The sequence below is a fragment of the Marinimicrobium sp. C6131 genome (assembly GCF_026153455.1).
Taxonomy (GTDB): Bacteria; Pseudomonadota; Gammaproteobacteria; order Pseudomonadales; family Cellvibrionaceae; genus Marinimicrobium.
This window is the reverse complement of the sequence record NZ_CP110629.1, coordinates 2,280,203-2,301,774: the sequence shown is the minus strand read 5'-3', so window position 1 is coordinate 2,301,774 and position 21,572 is coordinate 2,280,203. Positions and strand designations below refer to the sequence as shown.

Annotated in this window: 19 protein-coding genes; 12 read left to right on the top strand and 7 right to left on the bottom strand. The window is 59.6% G+C overall.

Annotated features, from left to right (window positions below):
- Positions 1–46 precede the first annotated feature (46 nt).
- Positions 47–2,245, top strand: a complete 2,199-nt coding sequence (locus tag OOT55_RS09930) for an alpha-glucuronidase family glycosyl hydrolase (protein ID WP_265365721.1) — start codon at positions 47–49, stop codon at positions 2,243–2,245.
- A gap of 107 nt (positions 2,246–2,352) precedes the next feature.
- Positions 2,353–3,066, top strand: a complete 714-nt coding sequence (locus OOT55_RS09925) for a GntR family transcriptional regulator (protein ID WP_265365720.1) — start codon at positions 2,353–2,355, stop codon at positions 3,064–3,066.
- Positions 3,067–3,074: 8 nt separating this feature from the next.
- Here OOT55_RS09925 and OOT55_RS09920 read toward each other — a convergent pair whose 3' ends face one another.
- The 4 genes from OOT55_RS09920 to OOT55_RS09900 form a co-directional block, all read right to left on the bottom strand.
- Entirely contained in the window at positions 3,075–3,341 is a 267-nt protein-coding gene (locus tag OOT55_RS09920; RefSeq protein WP_265365719.1) for a hypothetical protein, read from the bottom strand.
- A gap of 73 nt (positions 3,342–3,414) precedes the next feature.
- Complete coding sequence (locus OOT55_RS17780; protein WP_322113805.1) at positions 3,415–4,491, bottom strand: glycoside hydrolase family 11 protein; 1,077 nt, start codon at positions 4,489–4,491, stop codon at positions 3,415–3,417.
- A gap of 518 nt (positions 4,492–5,009) precedes the next feature.
- On the bottom strand, positions 5,010–6,092 hold the full coding sequence (locus OOT55_RS09905; RefSeq protein ID WP_265365718.1) for an SO_0444 family Cu/Zn efflux transporter: 1,083 nt from the start codon (positions 6,090–6,092) through the stop codon (positions 5,010–5,012).
- A 155-nt stretch (positions 6,093–6,247) separates the two neighbouring features.
- Positions 6,248–9,085 carry a TonB-dependent receptor gene (locus OOT55_RS09900; RefSeq protein WP_265365717.1) on the bottom strand — a complete coding sequence of 946 codons (2,838 nt, stop codon included), beginning with the start codon at positions 9,083–9,085 and terminating at the stop codon, positions 6,248–6,250.
- A gap of 343 nt (positions 9,086–9,428) precedes the next feature.
- Between OOT55_RS09900 and OOT55_RS09895 the strand changes: the two genes are divergently transcribed.
- The 8 genes from OOT55_RS09895 to OOT55_RS09860 all read left to right on the top strand — a co-directional run bounded on the left by OOT55_RS09895 (position 9,429) and on the right by OOT55_RS09860 (position 16,381).
- On the top strand, positions 9,429–10,760 hold the full coding sequence (locus OOT55_RS09895; protein WP_265365716.1) for an alkaline phosphatase PhoX: 1,332 nt from the start codon (positions 9,429–9,431) through the stop codon (positions 10,758–10,760).
- A 92-nt stretch (positions 10,761–10,852) separates the two neighbouring features.
- On the top strand, positions 10,853–11,596 hold the full coding sequence (locus OOT55_RS09890) for a MotA/TolQ/ExbB proton channel family protein (protein WP_265365715.1): 744 nt from the start codon (positions 10,853–10,855) through the stop codon (positions 11,594–11,596).
- Entirely contained in the window at positions 11,586–11,981 is a 396-nt protein-coding gene (locus OOT55_RS09885) for an ExbD/TolR family protein (RefSeq protein WP_265365714.1), read from the top strand. Before OOT55_RS09890 ends, OOT55_RS09885 begins: the two co-directional genes overlap by 11 nt.
- Before the next feature lie 30 nt (positions 11,982–12,011).
- Entirely contained in the window at positions 12,012–12,428 is a 417-nt protein-coding gene (locus OOT55_RS09880; RefSeq protein WP_265365713.1) for an ExbD/TolR family protein, read from the top strand.
- A complete protein-coding gene (locus OOT55_RS09875) occupies positions 12,425–13,168 on the top strand; it encodes an energy transducer TonB (protein WP_265365712.1) in 744 nt (247 codons plus the stop codon). Before OOT55_RS09880 ends, OOT55_RS09875 begins: the two co-directional genes overlap by 4 nt.
- Positions 13,169–13,245: 77 nt before the next feature.
- Positions 13,246–15,585, top strand: coding sequence for a sialidase family protein (locus OOT55_RS09870; protein WP_265365711.1), 2,340 nt, complete (start codon positions 13,246–13,248; stop codon positions 15,583–15,585).
- Positions 15,586–15,677: 92 nt separating this feature from the next.
- The gene (locus OOT55_RS09865; protein ID WP_265365710.1) at positions 15,678–16,067 is read left to right on the top strand and encodes a PH domain-containing protein; all 390 of its coding nucleotides are present in this window, start codon (positions 15,678–15,680) and stop codon (positions 16,065–16,067) included.
- Positions 16,067–16,381 (top strand): hypothetical protein, encoded by a 315-nt coding sequence (locus OOT55_RS09860; protein WP_265365709.1) that lies wholly within the window; start codon positions 16,067–16,069, stop codon positions 16,379–16,381. The genes OOT55_RS09865 and OOT55_RS09860 overlap by 1 nt, the downstream gene beginning before the upstream one ends.
- A 15-nt stretch (positions 16,382–16,396) precedes the next feature.
- Here the strand turns inward: OOT55_RS09860 and trhA are convergent, their stop codons facing one another.
- Positions 16,397–17,056 (bottom strand): PAQR family membrane homeostasis protein TrhA, encoded by a 660-nt coding sequence (gene trhA / locus OOT55_RS09855; RefSeq protein WP_265365708.1) that lies wholly within the window; start codon positions 17,054–17,056, stop codon positions 16,397–16,399.
- A gap of 106 nt (positions 17,057–17,162) precedes the next feature.
- Here trhA and OOT55_RS09850 point away from each other — a divergent pair, with 106 nt between their 5' ends.
- Complete coding sequence (locus tag OOT55_RS09850; RefSeq protein ID WP_265365707.1) at positions 17,163–18,122, top strand: HPP family protein; 960 nt, start codon at positions 17,163–17,165, stop codon at positions 18,120–18,122.
- Positions 18,123–18,144: 22 nt separating this feature from the next.
- Complete coding sequence (locus OOT55_RS09845) at positions 18,145–18,852, top strand: glutamine amidotransferase-related protein (protein ID WP_265365706.1); 708 nt, start codon at positions 18,145–18,147, stop codon at positions 18,850–18,852.
- On the opposite strand, the gene OOT55_RS09840 is transcribed toward OOT55_RS09845, so the two are convergent.
- Positions 18,853–20,412 (bottom strand): cation:proton antiporter family protein, encoded by a 1,560-nt coding sequence (locus OOT55_RS09840; protein WP_265365705.1) that lies wholly within the window; start codon positions 20,410–20,412, stop codon positions 18,853–18,855.
- 148 nt (positions 20,413–20,560) lie between these two features.
- Positions 20,561–21,394 (bottom strand): 3-keto-disaccharide hydrolase, encoded by an 834-nt coding sequence (locus OOT55_RS09835; protein ID WP_265365704.1) that lies wholly within the window; start codon positions 21,392–21,394, stop codon positions 20,561–20,563.
- Positions 21,395–21,572 lie beyond the last annotated feature (178 nt).

Below are 21,572 nucleotides of genomic sequence, written 5' to 3'. Positions count from 1 at the left end.
GATATCCGATAACCCAAAAAAACCGCAAAGAGAGTAGGTCTTATCTATGAAAAAGCTCCTGGCGATAGGTCTGGCTTTGGCCTGCACCTTGAGTGCTCTGGCTACCCACGCTGAAGACGGCTACGACATGTGGCTGCGTTACCAGCCTCTGAACGACACCGCCCTCATCAAAGACTACCGCAAACAGCTGGGAACCCTGGTGGCTCCCGACGGCCCCGCCGTCATCGAATCAGCTGCCCAGGAGCTGCAACGGGGTATTTCGGGTTTGCTGGCCCAACCATTGGAACGCAGCGACTCACTGGCCCGGCGCGGCTCGCTGGTCATAGGAACCCCTGAAAGTTCCGGGCTGATCGCCAGTCTCGGCTGGGAAGACCGCCTGGCGCAGCAGGGGCCGGAGGGGTTTCTGCTGGAAACCACCCGAATTGGACGTCGCGATGTGACGGTGATCGCCTCTGAAGGCGACAGCGGTGTGCTCTACGGTGCTTTTCATCTGCTTCGCTTGCTGCAGACCCAACAGGCCATTGATGAGCTTGCCATCGCCGAGGCACCCAGGGTCCAGCACCGCGTGGTAAACCACTGGGACAATCTCAACCGGTTGGTGGAGCGCGGTTATGCTGGCCTGTCACTCTGGGAGTGGGGCACCTTGCCCGAATACAATGAAAACCCGCGTTATCGGGACTATGCGCGGATCAATGCCTCGTTGGGCATCAACGGCACGGCCATCAACAACGTCAACGCGGATCCGCGGATCCTCACCGATCAGTTTCTGGAAAAGGTCGCCGCGCTCAACGAGGTGTTCCGCCAGTACGGGATCAAAACCTACCTGTCCATCAACTATGACTCGCCCCGGGCCTTCGGCGACCTGGATACCGCCGATCCGCTCGATCCGCGCGTACAGCAATGGTGGAAAGACAAGGCCGAGCAGATTTACCGGCACATCCCGGATCTGGGCGGCTTCCTGGTAAAAGCCGACTCCGAGGGGCAGCCCGGCCCCCAGGGCTACGGACGCAACCATGCCGACGGGGCCAATATCCTGGCCGATGCCGTCGCCCCCTATGGCGGGGTGATTTTCTGGCGCGCCTTTGTGTACTCACCGGAGCAGGGCGACCGCTTCCGTGAGGCCTATGATGAGTTCAAACCACTCGATGGAAAATTCCGGGACAATGTGATTGTCCAGATCAAGAACGGCCCCATCGACTTTCAGCCCCGCGAACCCTTCTCGCCCCTGTTTGGCGCGCTGAAAGAGACCAACATCATGATGGAACTGCAGGTCACCCAGGAGTACTTTGGTTTTTCCAATCATCTGGCCTATCAGGGGCCATTGTTTGAAGAAGTGCTGGATGCCGACACTCACGCGAAAGGTGAGGGCAGCACCGTCGGGAAAATTCTCGGAGGTGAGGTCTTTGAATACGAACAGACCGGCATGGCGGCGGTGATCAACCCCGGAACCGACCGTAACTGGACCGGCCACCCCTTCGTTCAGTCCAGTTGGTATGCCTTTGGTCGCATGGCCTGGGACTATGAGCTCAGCTCCGAGGCGATTGCTGAAGAGTGGATGCGCATGACCTTCACTAACGACCGCCGCTTTCTCGACCCCATTGGTGAGGTCATGACGTATTCCCGTGAGGCGGGGGTCAACTACCGCAACCCGCTGGGGCTGACCCACCTCTTTGCCCAGGGCCACCACTATGGTCCGGCGCCCTGGTATGACGAAGCCGAGCGGATGGACTGGACCGCCTGGTACTACCACCGGGCGGATGAGGACGGCATCGGGTTTGATCGCACCGAATCCGGCTCCAATGCCATCGAGCAGTACCATGAACCGGTGCGGGAACACTTCGGCAACCTGGATCAGATCGACGAAGATTACCTGTTGTGGTTCCACCATGTGGGCTGGGACCACACCATGAACTCCGGCCGTACCCTCTGGGAAGAACTGGTACTGAAATACGACGAGGGCGTGCAACAGGTGCGGGACATGCAGGCCGAATGGGAGAAAGTGCAGGGGCTGATCGACCGGGAGCGCTACGAGCATGTCAAAGCGCTTCTGGAGGTACAGCTGCGCGATGCGATCCGCTGGCGCGATTCCTGTGTGAGTTACTTCCAGAGCCTTAGCGGCCTGCCCCTTCCGGAAGGCTCTCGGGAGCCGGAGCACGATCTGGAGCACTACAAGAAGCTGGAGCACACCTTCTACGTGCCCGACCCCTGGCACCCGAAGGGCAACGACCGGCGGGTCGATTATTGATTGAGAAGGCTTGGTGAACCGGTCGGGCCCGATGCAGAGTGTCGGGCCCGACTTCTTCTGGGGTATACTGGAAAAACCACGACAAGAACTGACCAGACGAGGCGACAGTGGCAAAGTCAGCAGCGAGCATTCCTTCCTCCAAAAAACGCCGAATCGCTGGCAACCGGTCGGTGTCCGCTCAGATTTTTGAATTCATCCGGGATGCCATCGTCAGTATGGAGTTTCAGCCCGGGCAGATGATTCCCGAAACGGCGCTGGCCGAACAGTTTGGTGTCAGCCGCACGCCGGTGCGCGAAGCGCTGATCAAACTGGCCAATATCGGCTTTGTAGATGTACTCCCGCAACGGGGCACCTACGTCTCGAAGTTCAGCATGGAGAACATTCTGGAGGCCCGCTTTATTCGCGAGGCGCTGGAGCTGGCCGTCATTGCCCACGTGGCGGAGCATGCGGACGATGAGTTGGTAGAAGAGTGTGAAGCCATTCTGGAGGAGCAGCGCATCGCGGCGGAAAACGATAACGCCCTGGCGTTCCAGAAGCTGGACGATAACTTCCATCAGACGCTGTCGGGGCGTACCGGGTATCTCCGGGTTACGCAGTTGATCGAATCTGAAAAAGCTCATATGGACCGTGTGCGCAACCTCAGTCTGCACATGAGTGGTCAGTATCACCGCGTGCTCGACCAGCATCGCGATATTCTCAATGCGGTGAAAAATCACGACCCCGAGGCGGCCCGCAAGGCCATGTCCGTGCATATGCAGGATGTGTACAAGGTGCTGACACTGATCCCGCGCGAGCATCCGGAGTATTTTCAGGACGAGTGAACCCTAACTCAGATTTCCTGATGATGGTCGGATGTCGCCTCGTGCTCGGCATCGGGTTGGTCATCTTGTGGTTGATAAAGCTCGTTGTCCTGATTTTTGTCAATGCACTGTTCGTACGCCTGACTGTAATCCCCTTCCGCGCTTTGTTGGGCTTCCCGCGCGCACATTTCTTCGACGGAATACGCATCGCTCTGGTAGATATCCACCTGAGCGACAGCCCATGAGCTGGCGCTACTCAGCGTCAGAGCGATGATTGAAACGGGTAGTCGATTCATAACCGGTGACTCATTAAAAAAGGGGAGTGCAAGCACACTCCCCGGCAGAACGACCTGGCGGTCAGTAAGTGAATTACAGGTTGCCGTAGCCAATGGCACCGTTGCAGTGCAGCCATTCACTGTTGGAGCCACCGCACTGGTTGTTTTGCCACACACCGGTATTGTAGCTCTGGTTTTCAGACTGACGGGTGTCGCCGTTGACCTGAATATAATCCACCTGCACGTCCCGACCGCTGGCGTCGTTGTCGTACTGCACGGTGATACCGCCGGTCGCGCTTCCGTTCCAGGTGTAATTGCTCATGTTGGTGGACAGGGTCCAGGTGGCCACGGTGCTATTGTCGACGCGCAGGCTGATCTGCTCATCGCCGTTTGTACCGCGCGCACGCACCACTATCTCGTTGTCCCCGGTACTGCCGCCGCCAGCGTTACCGCCGCCACCGCCGCCACCGGTACCGGATTCCCAGACGGACACATTGGAGCTGCCGCTGCTCTCGTAGCCTTCTGTTGCCATGACCTGGTAGTTGTGGGTTCCCAGATTCCAGCCCTGGTTGGCCCAGGCGTCAACGTGATTCTGGAACGTGATGGTGTTGTTGTCGCCCTGTGGACGCTTGGAGGTGCGAACGCTCCAGTACTGGTAGAAGGTTGTGTTGCCTTCGATGGAAGGCTGGTTGACCCGCTGTGTGCGATACAGGTCATAGGTGCCACCGTCGGTGGACACAGTGCCAACCGATGTGCCACCCGGTGGCCGCCAGCTGCCCCAGCTATCCACCACATAGTATTCCACCAGAGGGTTGGTACTCCAGCCATACAGGGTGAGATACGAGTTGCCTGAAGGCGAGTAGTTGCCGGCGTTGTAACCGATGATCCGGTTGGATGCGCCGGTGCTCCAGCCCTTGCCGCCCACAAAGTTGCCGGTGTTGGACCACTCGTAGCTGTAGTTGCCTTCGGACCCCAGCGTCATACAGGCGGAGCCGCCGCCGTCGGTCCAGTGTGTGTAGTAATAGCCACCGTTGGTGCCGGTCTGGTTGTCGCAAATGGTCTGGGCGTTTGCCGTTGAGGCAATACCCAGGGCGGCGGAGCAGGTAAGCAGGGCGGTAGAGAGCGTTCTCAGCCACCCACCTGACGCGGTTTTAACATCAAATAAAGGCATAATTGAATCCTCTTGATTGCATTATTTTTGTCATTACCGGCAATGATTTTTATCGTCAGGACACGGACTTGCCATGCCTGTCGCCGGTAACATCTGAGGCCTTGTCGGAGACGACGTGACTGCGCTGATTCACGGGTGAGTGCCGCGTTGTCGTTATGATTGAATCGCGCGCACTGATCAGACCCGGGTAAATCCTTTGTGGTCCTCACTTCGGTATGAGGTTGAATCAGTGTCAGGAAGTGTTGACTCGCAATCACTTAAAGTCAAATTAACCATAAAGGGTGGAATGGTGTTTCATGGCTATATATTCAGAAAGACTATAACGGTCCGTGGCCGGAAGGCCGACGGGGAGCGGAGCCGAAATTTTTGCCAAAAGCAGTTGTGGAACGACTTGGAGACGGTATCTGGCCGATCGTCAGGTTATCTGAAAAGCGGATGTCGAAATCCGTTGTCTGTCGCCCAAATAAACGCCTGATATTGCGAATTGATATAAGCTGACCGACAATATGTAACCGTATTCAGAACAGCACTCGTCTGCGCAATGGCGTTATTGCCAGCGCGGCAAGCACCGCCAGAGCGATCGCCTCGAACCAGGTTGGCAGGAGTTCTCCGGTGGCACCAACCTGGGCCTCAGGGGCGATACCCAACCACTGCGCGGTCTGATCCGCCACCAGTCCGACAAGAACCGTCGATACCAGAATCCCCAGCAGATACAGCACCATGACGGCGGTGCCCATTTCTTTGCGCATGACGGCCAGGGTGGCCATGCTGGTAATGGGGGCCGCGAGGAGAAACACCAGGGCGGTTCCGGGCGAGACGCCGGCCACCAGCATGCCTGCGGCGATGGGGGTGGCAGCGGTGGCACACAAATACAACGGTATACCGACAGTCGCCATCAGAAACATGGCGGGCAGGCCGCTGCCGTACTCGGCCAGGGCCTGGGGCGGCACCAGCGCCATCAGAATACCGGCGATCACCAGACCAGCCGCCAACCAGCGGCTGATATCATCCAGCAGGTCGGCAAACGCATAGCGCAACCCGTCCCGCAGTCGACGGGACAGGGAAGTCTGTGTGGTCGTGGCATCCGATCCCGCTGCAACCGGGCGGGTGCCACAGGTGTGGCTCTGGCAGCAGCCTGCCTCTTTACCGACGCGCCTTTCGGGCTCATGGTGTCCTGACGGGGCCGCCCTCGTCCGGGGGGCGTGGTCCGCCAGGGTCACCAACAGGCCGGTGGCAATGGCGGTAACGACGGCGCCAGTGGCTCGGGCGACCAGCATGAAGGGACCCAACAGGGCATAGGTGATGGCAATAGAGTCCACACCAATCCCCGGTGTGCCGATCAGAAAGGCGGTAGTGGGGCCCCGTCCCGCACCGCCCCGGTGCAGGGCAAAGGCGGTGGGAATCGCGCCGCAGGAGCAAAGGGGCAGGGGCGCGCCCATCACCGCAGCGCGGCTGACGCTGGCCAGGCCCTGCCCACCCACCCAGCGCAACAGGGCAGCCTCCGGAATCAGGGCTTTGATCAATGCCGCGGCCAACAGGCCGGCCAGTAGCCAGGGCGCAGCGGTCAGGGCAACGTTCAGAATCTGTTCAAGTACCACCATAGCAAGAGACTCCGGAACCGGTCTGGTCGATGGGATCGACAGGCCACGGGAGATTATGGGACCAGTGTACACCCATGGGACATGGGATGCGGGCGGGAAAACGGGGAGACAAAAAAGCCCCCCGGCATCGGGGGGCTTATGTCGAGGGCCTCTGTTTAGAAGTCCAGCCGGACGCCGGCTTCGATGGTGGGGCCGTATTCTTCGTACTGGGAATTGAACTCTGAGCTGCCCCAGTAAGCGTACAGCGGCTCGTCATTGATGTTGACCAGATTCAGGTACACCTGGGCCATGTCGTTGATCCGGTACTTACTGGTGATGTCCACTTGCAGGTGGTTGTCCTGGTAGCGGTCAAACATCGGATCGGAAGCGTCGTCGGTTTCTTCGAAAAACTCGCTGCGGTAGGCCGCGGCAACGCGAATGTTGAATCCGTGCTTCTCATAGCCCAGCGCAAAGCTGGCAATGTGGTCAGACTGGCCGGGCAGGGGGATACCACTGTCGCGCTCGGGCAGGTCGGATTCACTGTCGGTGAAGGTGTAGCTGGCATCCAGCAGCAGACCGTCCCAGGGTCCCGGCAGGAAGTCGAACTGACGGATATAAGCCAACTCGATACCGTAGAGTTCGGCGTCACCACCATTGATGGTCTGAGTCACCTCATCAAAGGCTTCAAACGGGGCTTCGCCGGCCACATTGGCGGTCAGGAAGTAGTTGCTGATGTCCTTGTAGAAGAAACCGGCGGACATCAGGCTCACCCCGGTGGGGTAGTATTCCCAGCGCAGGTCAAAGTTGGTGGACTCCAGCGGCTCCAGGTCCGGATTACCGGTTTCAGCCACACGCTTGATGTCGTCACCCGAGCCTTCAATTTCAATGATCTGCCAGGGACCGGCGGCTTCAAATCCCGGACGGGCGATGGTGCTGGTCAGCGCGGCCCGCAGAGCCATGTTGTCCTGCAACGCGTAGTTCAAGTGCAGGCTGGGCAATACGTGCGAATAGCTTTTGCTGTCAGCGAAGGGGGTCAACTGCGGCTCGCCGTCATTGACGTTCTCATCGATCGTCACCTGGGTGCCCTGGGCGGCGTAGTCGGTTTCTTCCACGCGCACACCACCAATCACGGTCAGGCGCTCAAATTCGGCCTGGGCCATGACATAGGCAGCGTTGATGTCTTCCTGGATGTCGTAGTCTTCCGCTTGACTATCAATCAGGCTGTCTTCGGCATTCAGCTCGAAGTTATCGCGATTACCGTAGAAGAAGTCGCGATACTTGTCACGATCCACCGCCGGGCCAAAATCACCCCGGGGCGGATAGTCCACGGGCGAGTCCTGGGCAAAATCGGCAATGCTGTAGGTATCACCAAAATCTTCGTAAATGCGGATGTCGATATTGTTTTCTTTTTCGCGCTGACGGGTCTTGGCACCGAACTTGATAAAGCCCGGAACGTTACCGAACATCACATCGCGCTGGGCGTTGAAAGCAATCGCCAGTTCGCGCTCTTCGTTGAAGACGCTTTCGCCTTCGGCGGACTCGAGAATAAAGTCGCTGGCGTTGCTGCCCTGATCGCCAATAACGTACAGCAGCGGCTGCTGGGCATCACCGGATTTGTCGTAACCCATGGCAACATCTTCCGCCAGAGTCTCACCGGTAATTTCCAGGTCGCCCGCTTCGCCGGCCGTGGCATAACCCAGGTTGTAATCAAAGGTCCAGTGGTTGCGCTCGTTTTTGCCGCCCAGGCTGTAGCTGGTGATTTCGACAATTTTATTGCTGTCGGAATGCGCTTTTTCGTATTCAGCCCCAACGAACTCGCCGCTGTCCGCGTCCAGACCTTCAATGTCGCCTTCCTCGAATTTGAAGATGTTCTCTTCTTTGGTTTCAGCGTCATCGAACTCGCTGTATAGGGTGCGCAGATAGTATTCGTCGGTATCGGTCGGGCGATAGTCAAAGTTCAATGCGACGCTGGTGCGCTTGCGGGTCAGAACGTAGTCCCGCTGTTCACCTTCCAGCAGGGCGTTGACCTCATTGCCTTCCGGCGTTTCGGTCATTTCCCAGGGAGCCCCTTCAATGCCGTCGGAAACGGTATCGCGATCAAACTGGCTGACCGCAAACGCAACCCCGAGATTGTCTTCACCACCGCCAATGCTGAACAGGTCGGTGTAAGAAGCCGAGATGTCCGGGCTGGTCTCTTCATTGGTGGTGTTGTAGCTGCCACCCACTGTGACGCTGCCGCTGCGGCCGCCCAGATCAAAAGCGGTCAGGGTTTTCACTTCGATGTTACCGCCCACGGCGTCGCCGTCCATATCCGGCGTAATGGCCTTGGTAATCTCGACCGACTCCACCAGATCCGAGGAAATCGCATCGAGGTTTACCGCGCGTGAGTCGGCTTCCGGGCCGGGAATACGCATGCCGTTGATGGTGGTGGAGTTGAAATTCGGATCAATGCCGCGAATCACCACAAAACGGCCTTCGCCCTGGTCGCGCTGAACCGAAATGCCAGGTGCCCGCTGCAGGGCTTCGGCGACGTTTTGGTCCGGGAAGTTGCCCACCGAGTCTGACGACAGTACGTCGATCACTGAAGGTGCGCGACGGCGACGGTTGATCGCCGCTGCCTGACCGGCGGCCTGGCTGTCGATCAGCAAGCCTTTGAGCTGGTTGGCATTGTCCTGCTCGCTGCCGCCACCGATGCGAATGCTGACCTCGGCGGTTTCGCCGGCGACGACCGTTACAGCCACCCGCTCCGGCATGGCACCGCCATACTCTGAAACCAGTTCGTACTCGCCTTCCGGCACGTTGTTAAAACGGAAGCTGCCATCGCGACCGGTCACTTCCCGGCGGCGTTCGCCTTCAATACGGACTTCCGCATCGGGAAAGGTAAATTCGCCGGTGGCGTCGGTCACCTTGCCGCTGATGGTTCCCGTGGCCTGGGCCTGGACGACCGCGCACAGCGCAACCAGCCACAGCCCGATCACGCCTCGCAAGAGGTGTTTGATCTTCATTGTGTACATTGAGTTATCCCCTGAAGGTAAAAAATAACCAACTCCGGAAGAACGTCCTGTTCTCCGGAGTGATTCGGATTTTGTGGTAGAGGGCGTCACGCTAGCGGTTTCATGTGACAGTCGGGCGACAGTCATTTGAACAGCAGGTTAAGCTTTTATGACAGGCGAGGGTTGGTGCTTGTCATTTAATTGTCACCTTAAGTTCACGGTTCAGTCACGCCAGGGTCACATACCGGGGGCACACTCAATGGCATCAAAGTCAGCTCAGAAAGCGCAGTGATGCATTCAGGAGGGAATGCGTCAGGGCGTTTTATTGTGAGCGGTCAAACCGATTCAATGATCAGAGAGTGCTATGAAAAACGTTGAGAGCAAATCAACCGGTAACCGCAAAGGTCTCGTCAATGAACAGCGCCGCCGCCTGTTGCAGAGAAGCCTGATCGCCTCGGGAGTGCTCGCGGTCGGCCCGGGCCTGTGGGGCTGCACCACACAAGGTTCCCCTCGTTCAGCTAAGCCTTTGGCGCTGAAAAAGAAAGTCAGCAACATTCCCAACCTCGCGGGCACCTTGCACGAAGTCGCGGTTGAAAACGACCCGAACACCCGAATGAGGGTGCCCCGTGGCTTCGCCGTTCGCGAAGTGGCACGCACGGGACAGCGGGCCCATGCCGGTTCCGATTATGTATGGCATGCGCTGCCTGACGGCGGCGCCACCTTCCCGATGGACGACGGGGGTTGGGTCTATGTGTCCAACTCCGAAGTGGGAGCCTGGCGCCAGGGTGGCGTGGGCGCGCTGCGTTTTAACGCGCAAGGCGAGGTGGTCGACAGTTACGCCATCTGTACCGGCACCACCAACAATTGCGCCGGTGGCCCCACACCCTGGGGAACCTGGCTGACCTGCGAAGAAATTGATGAAGGCCTGGTGTACGAGTGCGATCCCACCGGTCGTCAGCTCGCCGTGCCCGCGCCGCTCTTGGGTGTGTTCAAACACGAGGCCGCCGCCGTGGACCCGGTGCACCGCCACATCTACCTCACTGAAGATACCGAAGACGGCAACTTCTATCGCTTTGTGCCCGAGCACTATCCCGAGGGGGGGCGTGCCGACCTGAGCAAAGGTCGGCTGGAAGTGGCGGTCTTGACCGGCGATGATCCGTTGCAGACCCGCCCGGTTCAGTGGCAGACGGTGCCCAACCCGGTACCCCGCCTGGGCGGTGAAGACCCCGAACGCCGCGAACTGCCCACCCGGAAACAGGTAGCCGACGCCGAACGGTTTGATGGTGGGGAAGGCTGCTGGTATCACGAGGGCATGGTGTACTTCACCACCAAAGGCGACAACCGCGTTTGGACGTTGGATACCAATGCCAATACGCTGGATCTGATTTACGACAAACAGTCCGACCAGGCCTTCAACCCCGGCATTGACGATGTGGACAATCTGGTGGTGTCCGCCGGTGGTGACGTGCTGGTGGCCGAAGACGGCAGCGAGATGCGTCTGGTAGTGGTCGGTGCCGATATCACGCCGTTTGAACTGGTGAATGTGGTTGGTCAGCGTGATTCGGAAATCTGCGGCCCGGCTTTCAGTCCCGATGGCGAGCGCCTGTATTTCAGCTCCCAGAAAGGTTACACGGGCGATCACACCGACGGCCGAATTTACGAGCTGCGCGGCCCATTTTTTGTAGACGCCGGTTAATCACATCGACGCCGATGATCAACAGGTCCATGTCGGGTGGATAAGGCCCAAGGCCGTCATCCACCAACACCGCAAGTGAAGTAGAGGTCATTATGAACGGTTTCAGTTTGGCAACGTTAGCGGAATTATTGGAGCTGGGTGGTCCAGTGGTGATGATTCTGATGCTGATGTCCATTTACGCCCTGGCGATTGTCGTACTGAAGTTATGGCAATTCCGTACCATCCGTCTCGGCGAGCGCCGTTTTATCGAGCCGGCCATAAACGCCTGGCGTGAGGGTGATACTTACAAGGCCGGCGAATGTCTGAAAGGCCAGCCCAACCCCATTGCCCAGGCCATGAACCTGGTCGTCAAAGGCAGCGAAGCGGGTATTCCCGAAGACAGCCTGCGGGAAGAAGTGGCCCGCACCGCGGCCCGGGACATCAATGTCCTGCGTCGGCATTTTCGTCCTCTGGAAGTGATCGGCAATATCGCCCCGTTGCTGGGCTTGTTGGGTACGGTGATTGGCATGATTGCCGCGTTCAACCAGTTGGAAGCGGCCGGCAGTCAGGTGGATCCGTCGGTCCTCTCCGGCGGTATCTGGGAAGCGCTGCTGACCACCGCCGTGGGTCTGGTGGTCGCGATTCCGGCGGTGGCGGCTCTGAACTTTCTGGAGCGCAGTGTCGAGCGCCTGCACGAAGATATGCAGGATGCGCTGGGCCGCGTGTTTACCAGTCGCGCCTTCAACCGGGTCAGCGATGAAGCCAGTGGGAAAACCGCGACGGGAAACCGTGGCCAGGACGCCGCATCGCGCACCCGACAGGCATCGCTGGAAGGAGCCCTGGCCGGTGCAAATTGAGGTAGCTCCCCGTCGTAAGCGCAGTGTCAGCCTGACACCCCTGATTGATGTGGTGTTCAACCTGCTGCTGTTTTTTATGCTCGCCTCCAGTCTCGCCCAATGGAGCGGCCTGGAGTTGGCGACCGGCAGTGAAGCGGCCGGCAATGACGATATACCCGCAGCCGATATCTATTTGTTGGGCGACGGAGAATTTCGTTATGACGAGCAAAGGTATCCACTCCAGTCACTGGCAGAGCAACTGACTCGGGACCTGGAGGCTGAGCGCATTTCCTCGGTGATACTGCGCGCCGAGGATGGTGTCAGGCTCCATGAATTGATCGACAGCTTTGACCAGTTGGGCCATGCCGGTATTCAGGCGTTGGCGTTGGGCGAAACCGCTGATTGATCTGTCCACCGCTGTAACCGAAACCTCGCTATGCTGAAACAGACCGATTTCTCCCTGCCGCCCATTCCCCGGCGAACCACCAATGCGGAGGACAATGTCCTGCCGCTGATCAATGTGGTGTTTCTGTTGCTCATCTTTTTTATGGTCAGTGGCACCCTGATCCAGGAGCCGCCTTTTGCCGTGACACCCGCCACCACCCGTCACGCTGAAGCGGTGGACAGCCAGCCGGAATATCTCGCCATTGGTGCCGATGGGCGCCTGGCCTGGATGGGCGAGGCCATTGAGCCGACCCGACTGGCGGAACGTCTCGCCCAGCGCGAGCAACCCGAGGCGCCCTTGCAGGTGCGAGCCGACCGCGGACTGGAAGCCCGCGCTCTGACCGAACTGCTGGCCGAGCTGCGTGCCGGTGGTGTTGCCCAGATTCAACTACTGACTGAAAGCGAATGATTCAACAACCGCGACCCGTTCACTGGCTCCTGGCCTTGTCCCTGGCGATGGCTGTGCACACCCTGGCCATGGTGCGTCTGGAGTCGGACCGGGAAACCGTGCACCGCGCGGAAGATCCGGGGGCCCAGTCCATCACCATCGCGTTGGCACCGCCCCCCAAGCCAGCTCAGCCGACGCCGGCCCCTGAGCCCGAACCCCAGCCGCAGCCGGAGCCCGAGCCTTTGGAGTCGGCGGTCAAAACGCCGGAACCCGAGGAGGAGCCGGAGCCACAACCGGAGCCGGAACCCGAGCCCGAACCCGAACCGGAGCCAGAACCCGAGGTTCAACCCGAGCCGGAATCTCAAACCGCCGAGACGGACGAGTCGACCGAGTCCGCTGACGAGCACAGTGATCAGGACGCCAAACGCACGGCGGATCGCCAGCAGGCGGGTGCAACGGGTGGCATCCAGGATGCGCCGCCGGATTACCGCACCCGGGTCAGCGCCTGGCTGGAACGTCACAAAGAATATCCCATGAGTGCCCGTCGCAAGGCCGAGCAGGGCATGGCCATGGTGTCATTCACCTTCGATCGGGACGGCAACATCCTCGATTACAGACTGATGCGCCCGACCGGGCACGACAGTCTGGATGAAGCCGTTGAAGAAATGCTCGAAAAAGCCAACCCGTTGCCCAAGATGCCCGATGACATCGCCCAGAACCGTATGACCTGGACGCTGCCGGTGTACTTTCGACTGAATTGACCGTCGACACCGTTACCCGGACGTTGTCAGGCCGAGGCCGGATCGAAATACGCGAACTTACGTCGTAAGGAAGAATCATGAACCCAATCATGAATGTTGTACCGATAATGGGCCCTGTGGCGCGCCAGCGCCGCCTCACAGTTCCGCTGTTGACCGGGGCGCTAAGCGCGTTGCTATTGATGGGCTGCAGCAAAACCGAACCGGAACACACTCAACACGCCGCCCAAACTGAAGACGATCGGCAAACCGCGTTTCGGGTGCGTTCGCAGTTCGACATACCGCTGAATGACAACGGCGGTTGGGCCAGCGACACCAACGAGCCGGCCACCGTGTTCGCCGATGAGCCCTTCCGGATTCGCTTTGAAGTGGAAACCGCTGAAGCGGACAGTACCGGGCGTCGTTACCGGCTTGAAGTACGCCGCAATAATGGCGAGTGGGAACCCCTGGGCGCCGAGAACTTCCCGCAGCCCGCCAAAGAATATGAACTGGATTTCGAACGCCAGCCCAGTGAACCGATGGACGAGCTCTGGCACGTCCTCAGCGGCGACGCCTCGGCGCTGTCCTGGACAGCGAATGGCGATAAAGGACACCTGACGCTTCAGGCTGGCGACCAGGCCCTGTTGGCCCTGGGGCGCTATGAAACCCATTGGGAGCCACTGGAGTTCGCGGTTGACCTGCGCCTGCCAGAGGCGGACGCCCAGGCAGGCGTCGTGTTCGGTTATGAGAATGCCGAAAACTATTGGCGCGTGGACGTAAAAGCCGGCGACGCCGTGCAGGTGGTCCGTGTCAGCGACGGTGTGGAATCCACACTTGCCACTCACCCGTTCGACATCAGACACGGACAGTGGTTTGAGCTGAAACTGATCATGGAGGGGCAGGACCTGATCGTGGAGTACGATGATGAGGCTCTGGTCTTTACGGAAAATCTCAAGCGGGACATTCCCCCCTCCGTCGCCGGACTGTATGTGCCGCAAGGAAGTCGGGCGGACGTGCAGGCATTGGTGGAGGAAGGTCAACCCCGTTCGCCGCGCACCAGCATTATGGCCAGTGCATCCTTCGAACACGGTGCCCCAACCCGGGATCTGTTGAGCGTCTCCGGGCAACCGTTCACCGGTGGTGCCGGCATCAGCTTCGCGGATCGTACACCGGTCTGGTCACCGGAGGGCGGGCACAGCGAATGGGAGTTTCCCATCGTGATTCGCCGCTTCTCGGACGACGCCGCGCTCAATGAAACCGGGGACCGCTTTGACTACCGCCTGGTGGATCAGACGGGAGAGCCTCTGGCGTCGGAGGCACTGGCCTCGGTGACCCTCGAGGTCGCCGACGGTCACCTGGGAGGTACCTTTGTGGAAACCCCCATGCGCATCGGCCCCTGGGAGTCGGACAGCGGCGACCTGTACTTCCTGATGGAACCGGCGGAAACCTGGAATGCACTGATGACCGTCAGGTCTTCCGATGGCGGCGAGACCTGGCAGGAAGTGGATGGTGCACACCGCCCGAAAACCGGCGACCTGGAAGGCTTCGCCTCGGTTCGGGTGGACGACAAGATCCATATGCTGCACCAGACCTCCGACCATGTGTTCTATCACGTCTTCCGCACCTCGGATCACCCCGAGCAACCGGATACCTGGGCCATTCGGGATGAACGGCTGGCCTCCCCGGAAGAGCCCCCCACCCAGGTGGCCGATTTGGCGGTGCGCTCCGATGGTAGCGTGGTGGCGGTCTACGGTGGCCCCGATAAAATTCACACCCGCACCCGCTCACCCAAGGGTGACTGGAGCGAGGAAACCGTGATTGATGCCGACACCGGTCCGGCCCTGTCCGGTCCGGCGCTGGTGCTCGGAAAGCGTGACGTGGTGCACCTGGCTTACACCGGTAACGACGGCAGGGCGTTTTATCGTCAACTGTTGCCCCATGATGAACTGACTGAGCGGCAAGCCTTCGCGGAGGGGCTCGGCACCGACAGTGAGGATATCGGCTCCATTCTGCCGTTGGTGTATCAGTCGGAGTCTGAGACGGTTGTCGTGATTTATCGGTTGGCGAGCGGCTACCTGTGGGAGCGGCGGGTCGACGCCGAGGGCAACTGGAGCGACCCGGTCCAGGTGACCGACCGCACCGTGGTCCAGAATGCCGTCGACGCTGATCAGACCGGGGCCGATGCCATCGCCCATGGCAACAGTGTCCAGGTGTTGTTTATTGAAGAGAATACCGGCCACCTTTACCACACCGAGCGCCGAGGCGAGGGCCACTGGAGTGAAGCCCGGCTGTTGGTTGACGATGAACCGGTACAGTGGGTGCGCGGTGCACTGGTCAAGCAGGACGGAGAGTCGGCCGTGTACGGCTATGTGTACGACGGCGGCGCCGACGGCGGCTCGGGCAAGAACCGCTACCGCGAGTTGCCGCTCGGGGTACACTAGATGAATCGTCCGGGGTGTGAACCACCCCGGCTGCAGGGCGCGCAAGGGAGTGCTATCATCAAGCTCATTGACTCAAGAATAAGGAGCCTGCCATGAGTGAACCCCTGTACTCCGAACACCCCGCCATGTTCAAGAACAACCCCATCGGTTTTATCGTCAGCCTGCTGCTGATCCCGGTGTTCGGGTTGGGACTGCTGATTCTGCTCTGGTGGTACTTGCAGTGCAAGGGCTCGAAACTCACAGTCAAAGAGCACGACATCCTGTATGAGGAGGGACTGCTCAGTAAAAACCGCGCCGAGTTCAGTATTTCCGGTATCCGAACCGTGCGGGTGAACCAGAGCTTCTTCAATCGCATTTTCGGCGTCGGCACCATTCAGATTTTTACCGCCGGTGACAAGCCGGAAATCGAAGCCAAGGGGATGCCGGATCCCAACCGGGTGCGTGAATTGATCAAGGCCCGCCAGAACGGAGGCGCCCGGTAATGGTGGGGGAAGAAGATCGCAAGGACAGAAACGAATCCCGCAAGATCGCCATTGTCCTGGTGTCGCTGGTGGTGTTGGTGGGCGTGGCGGCGATGTTATTGTTGCCCTCCCTGGCCGAGTTCTCGGCCGCCTATCTCGAGCCCGGCATGGGGCTGAAAACCGCCGCCATTGTCTCCTTCTTTGTCACGGTCGTGTTGTTTCTGGTGTTTGCCGTGGCCTCCGGCGATGGCCTGCTGGGGGAATTGCAGTTTATGCTGCTGGGCTTCTTCCTGTTTTTCGTGATTTTCTGGTTGATGATCGCCTGGATTTTTTGACCGCACGCCCACCGTTCAGTGAGCGTAGCCAAACACCGCGACAAAGTGGCAGAGGGTGCCCCCGAGCACAAACAGGTGCCAGACGAAGTGGGCGAACTTGACCTTCGAGTCCAGCACATAGAACACCACGCCCAGCGTATAAGACGCGCCGCCGGCTGCCAACCAGGCGATGCCGGCGGCCGGTACCTCACGGGTCAGCGGGTGCAACGCCACCAACACCATCCAGCCCATGATCAGATACAGCCCCACCGAGAGTACCGGGTGGTGCAGTTTCCTCAGGCTTTTCATCAGTACCCCGAAGGCCGCCAATGCCCAGATGATGCCAAACAGGGTCCAACCCCAGGGGCCGCTAAGAGCGCCCAGCGTAAAGGGGGTGTAAGTACCGGCAATCAACAGATAAATGGCGGAGTGGTCGATATCTTTACACACCCGCTTGGCGCGCCCGTGGGGCAGGATGTGGTAAATCGTCGAGGCCAGGTACAGTACGATCATGGTTGCGCAAAAGATACTGACGCCCACCACAAAGGCCGGGTCCTCCAGGCGAATGGCCCGGACTATCATGAAGGGCGTGGCAATAATGGCCGCAATCAGGCCGATTCCGTGGCTGATGGTGTTGGCCGTTTCCTCGCCCACGGTCTGCAAACGGCCTTTCAGTGCCTGGGTGGCTGTGTTCATCGGATACTCCCGGAGTAGAGTCTGTTACTGAGCGCCAGCATAACCGACCCATGAGGGTCCGGCTAATGATACTATGCGCCCTTTTTTGGTGCATGAGGACCGGTCGGTGTCTTTTTCCTCTCTCTGGCGCGAAATCCGTGCTTACCTTGGAATTGAGCGCAATACGACCCGCCATAGTGAAAAACTGCTCTCGGCGCTGGGCGCCTTCGCGGGCATTCTGGCGGTCTATGGCGTCTCCCACTGGTATCTGGCCGACGTCGGTGCCCTGTTGATGCTCGCCTCCATGGGCGCCTCGGCGGTACTGCTGTTTGCCGTGCCGCACGGGGCTTTATCCCAGCCCTGGGCGGTCATTGGCGGCCATCTGGTTTCCGCTGCGGTCGGGGTCAGCTGCCAAAAGCTGTTCCCCGGTGCGCTCTGGACGCCGGCTCTGGCCGTAGGGCTGGCCGTCGCGACCATGCATTACCTGCGCTGTATTCATCCGCCCGGTGGCGCCACTGCCCTGGTGGCGGTCATCGGTGGCGCCAGTGTACATTCAATGGGTTACCATTATGTGATCACCCCGGTGGCACTGAATGCGGTCACGCTCGTGGCCATGGCGGTACTGTTCAACAGCTTCTTCGCATGGCGCCGCTATCCGGCCCACTGGAGTCGCCGCCTGGACCATACCAGACACGCGCCGCCCAAAGTCGGTTCCATTACCCTCAGTCAGGAAGACCTGGCCGCCGCCATGGAGCAACTGAACTCCTACGTCGATATCACCACGGAAGAGCTGGTGGAGCTGACGCAACTGGCACGGGAGCACGCCGAGCGACAGGTTGAGCACCCGCAGCGAATTGACGCCGGTCACTTCTACAGTAACGGCGAGCTGGGGCACCACTGGTGTGTCAGGCAGGTGGTCGACGCCGCCGAGGCGGGGGAGCGGCGCAGGGACCAGGTGATCTATAAAAACGTCGCCGGCGCCAACGCCTATGAGACCGGCATCTGCCAGCGGGAAGAATTCCGGCAGTGGGCGCGCTTCGAAGTGGTGGAATCTGGCGGAAGGTGGGTTAAGCTGGGCGGCAGTTGATCAACAAGACGGGAGTCAGTGCATGCGGTTGGCCATTCTGGATGCGGATATTCTGAGAGAGTCGTTGCAGTCGAAGTACCACAGCTACGGCCGGATGTTTGAAGCACTGTTCGAGCGTCAGCAGCTCGATTGGGAGATGGACACTTTCAGGGTTATCGAGGGCGACTACCCACCGGACATGAACCGGTATGATGCCTATCTGATTACTGGCAGTCAGTACGATGCCTTTTCCGATGACCCCTGGGTTCGTCGACTGCGCGAGTATGTTCAGGCGCTGTTTCAGACGGGTAAGCCGATGGTGGGTATCTGTTTTGGCCATCAACTGCTGGCCCATGCTCTGGGCGGAGAAGCCGGGCGCGCGAGCGGGGGCTGGGGCCTGGGGGTGATGACCTATCCATTGCTGACCAGGCCGCCGTTTGTGGATGACGCCGAACCGGTCTCGCTGATCATCAGTCACCGCGACCAGGTGACCCGCTTGCCGCCCGACGCCGAGCGCCTGCTCAGCAATGAGTTCTGCCCGAACGCGGCCTTCTATATTCCCGGTCGGGTTCTGGCCATTCAGGGCCATCCGGAGTTCAGCGTGGATTACGCTCAAGCCCTGTTGCAGTATCGCAAACACGAACTGAACCCGGACCACCTTGCCCGGGTGATTCAAAGCTATTCGGTTCCTCACCAGGGCGAACGTGTCGGGCATTGGATGCGTCGGTTCCTTGAGCAGGCTGTCGCCTGATCAGTGCTCGGCCCGGCCGGTCTGCATGTACTGGCAGATGTGCTCGGCCAGGCTGGTGCCCGCCTCGTTCATCGTCAGGTACGTCCGGTTGGCGCCAGCGGCATCAATGCGGTTGGCCTCATCCTCGTACAGACTGTGGGACACGATATAGCCCTCAAAGCCATTACTGCGCAGCTTTCTGGCGGAAATGATCTTCGCTTCCGAGTCGCTCATGCTCAACACCACCGCCTTGATACGGGACATGTCCAGCCCCTGCCAGAAGGCCTGATCCTCGGCGTCGGCGAACAGAATGTTGCGTCCCGCCTTGCGGTGTTTGTCCACCTTGCCGGGGTCCGAATCCAGCGCAATCAACTTGTAGCCCTGCTTCTGCAGGCGCTCATAGGCCGCGGCACCGGTCCGGCCCATACCCATCACCACCACTTCGGCATCGCCCAGGGAAATCGGCTGCTCGTCCGGATGCCAGCTATCCCGTTCCAGCTTCTGCAGGCGGTTGGCCAGCTTCTCGTAGAGCGGGTGGGCGATGTGGTTGAGCGGTGCGGAGAGCACGAAGGAAAACGCCAGGGTAATGGCAATCGGCACCAGCCACTCCGGCAACGCGACACTGGCCACGATCAGGCCAAACTCGCTGTAGTTGCTCAGGCTCAGTCCGGTCAGAAAGGCGCTGCGGGCGCGCAGCTTGAAGGCCAGCAGCAACACGAAAAACAGCAGCCCCTTGAGCGGCAGCACCAGCGTCATGATCGCGGCAAAAATCAGCATATCGGTGTCGGGCAACCCCTCCATGCCAATCTGCAGGAAGAAACCCACCAGAAACAGCTCTTTGACGCTCCACAACGAATTGGACAGCTCGGTCGCGCGCGGGTGATTGGCCAGCAGGGCGCCAAACGCCAGCGCCCCCAGTTCGGAGCTGAGCCCCACGGACTCGAAACCCTGGCCGCCCACCGCCAGTGCCAACAGCAAACCCAGCAACATCAGCAACTCATCGTGGCCACTCATATCGAGCAGGCGATAGAACACCGGGCGCAACAGCGGCAGGGCGAAAATCAGCAGCGCCCACCAGGACGGTGTCTCACCGTTGGCAAAGGCCATGACCACCAGCGCGATCAGGTCCTGCACAATCAGAATGCCAATGGCCACCCGCCCGTGAAACGCCCGCAGTTCGCGCTTGCTGTCGAGTACCTTGGCCGCCAATACGGTACTGGAAAAAGCCAGGGCCACCGCCAGCATGCCGGCCGTGTAGGGAGACACATCCATAAACAGGTAAAACGCCGGGGCGAGCAGCAGGCAGGAGACGGTAAAATGCATCAGGCCGCCACCGATCACCTCCGGGCGCACCAGGTTGCGCAGGCGCAGCTTCAGGCCCACCGTAAACAGCAGAAGCAGTACACCCAGGTGGGCGATATGATCCAGAATTTCACCATTCTCTTCGGGGAGGTTCAATGCCGGCGCGACGGCACTGATGGCAAAACCGGCGGCCAGATAGCCGATCAGATTGGGCAGGCCCATCCGGTGAACCAGAAATCCCAGAGTAAAGGCAAATGCGATCCAGACGGCTTCCAGCATGAAAAGCTCCGATGGTGAAACAGGGAGGGTCAGTATAAGAGGGCCTAGTATATCTGACCAAGGCTAATAAAAAAGCCGTCGCCCGGTGTCGGGTGGCGGCTCAAGCGGAGGGGTAACAGATCGGGGCGGCGCTATCCCGGTGACATCGTCAGTCGGTGCAGGCGTCCGGGTCGTTTGCCACAAAATAGGGTTTATAGTTGCTGGCAGTGTCGTCCATGCAGCCCTTGAGGTTGAGCAGGCGCACCGAGCGGAACTCGATGGGGGCACTTTCCGCCTGCAGTGCGATATAGCCCTCGTGCAGCAACGTACCATCGTCCAGTTGCATGCCGCTGTACCGGATGACCTCTTCACCTTCCACCCGATGAATGGCCAGTTCATTGCCGTGCACTTCCACCTCGGCGGTCACCCACTGATCGCCGTGATAGGTCTTGCTGGTGGACTCGATGATGTGGTCCTGGCGCAGCTCGCCTTCATAAACCGCATGGGTACCCGGCGTCACCAGGTTGGAGGTGTGGCGCTCATCGGTGCCGTTGCCGCCGAGCAGTTGCACCTCCATGCAGGCGGGGTACCCCTGGTCGATCGCCATCTCATAAGGCGACTGGGCGTGGTACATGATGCCGTTGTTGCGAATGGCCCACTCCGGCGCACCGGCGACCTGTTCGCCCACAAAGCGGTATTCCACCTCGATGCGGTAGTGGGAGAAGGGCTCCTTGTAGAAAATGTGGCCCCAGCGACCGTTCAGTTCATCGTATTGGTCATAACTGACCACGATCTTGCCGTCCTCCAGGCGGAAGGTGTTCAGGGTGTTTTCGCCTGGAGGAGAGCCGGCAATCTTGATGATCCAGTCGTCCAGATCCTGGCCGTTGAACAGCTCCACCCATTCTTCCCGGTCGGAGCTGTTCTGGGGACTGGTTTGCGTGTTGCAACCGGCGAGAGCCGCAGCGGCGACTCCAATGCAGAGTAGGTTTCGGGTCCAGCGCATGAAGGTACCTATTTTGTTTATTGGGGTTATCGTTTAATGCAGGCATAATGCCAAATTTATTATATGAAAACAAATTCTTATATAAATTTTGAGTCGGGCAATCCTTGCATAAAAAAGGCCGGTGAACGCATTCACCGGCCAAGGCGTTGACAGTCCCGTCCTTGGGCAGGAGGTTTAC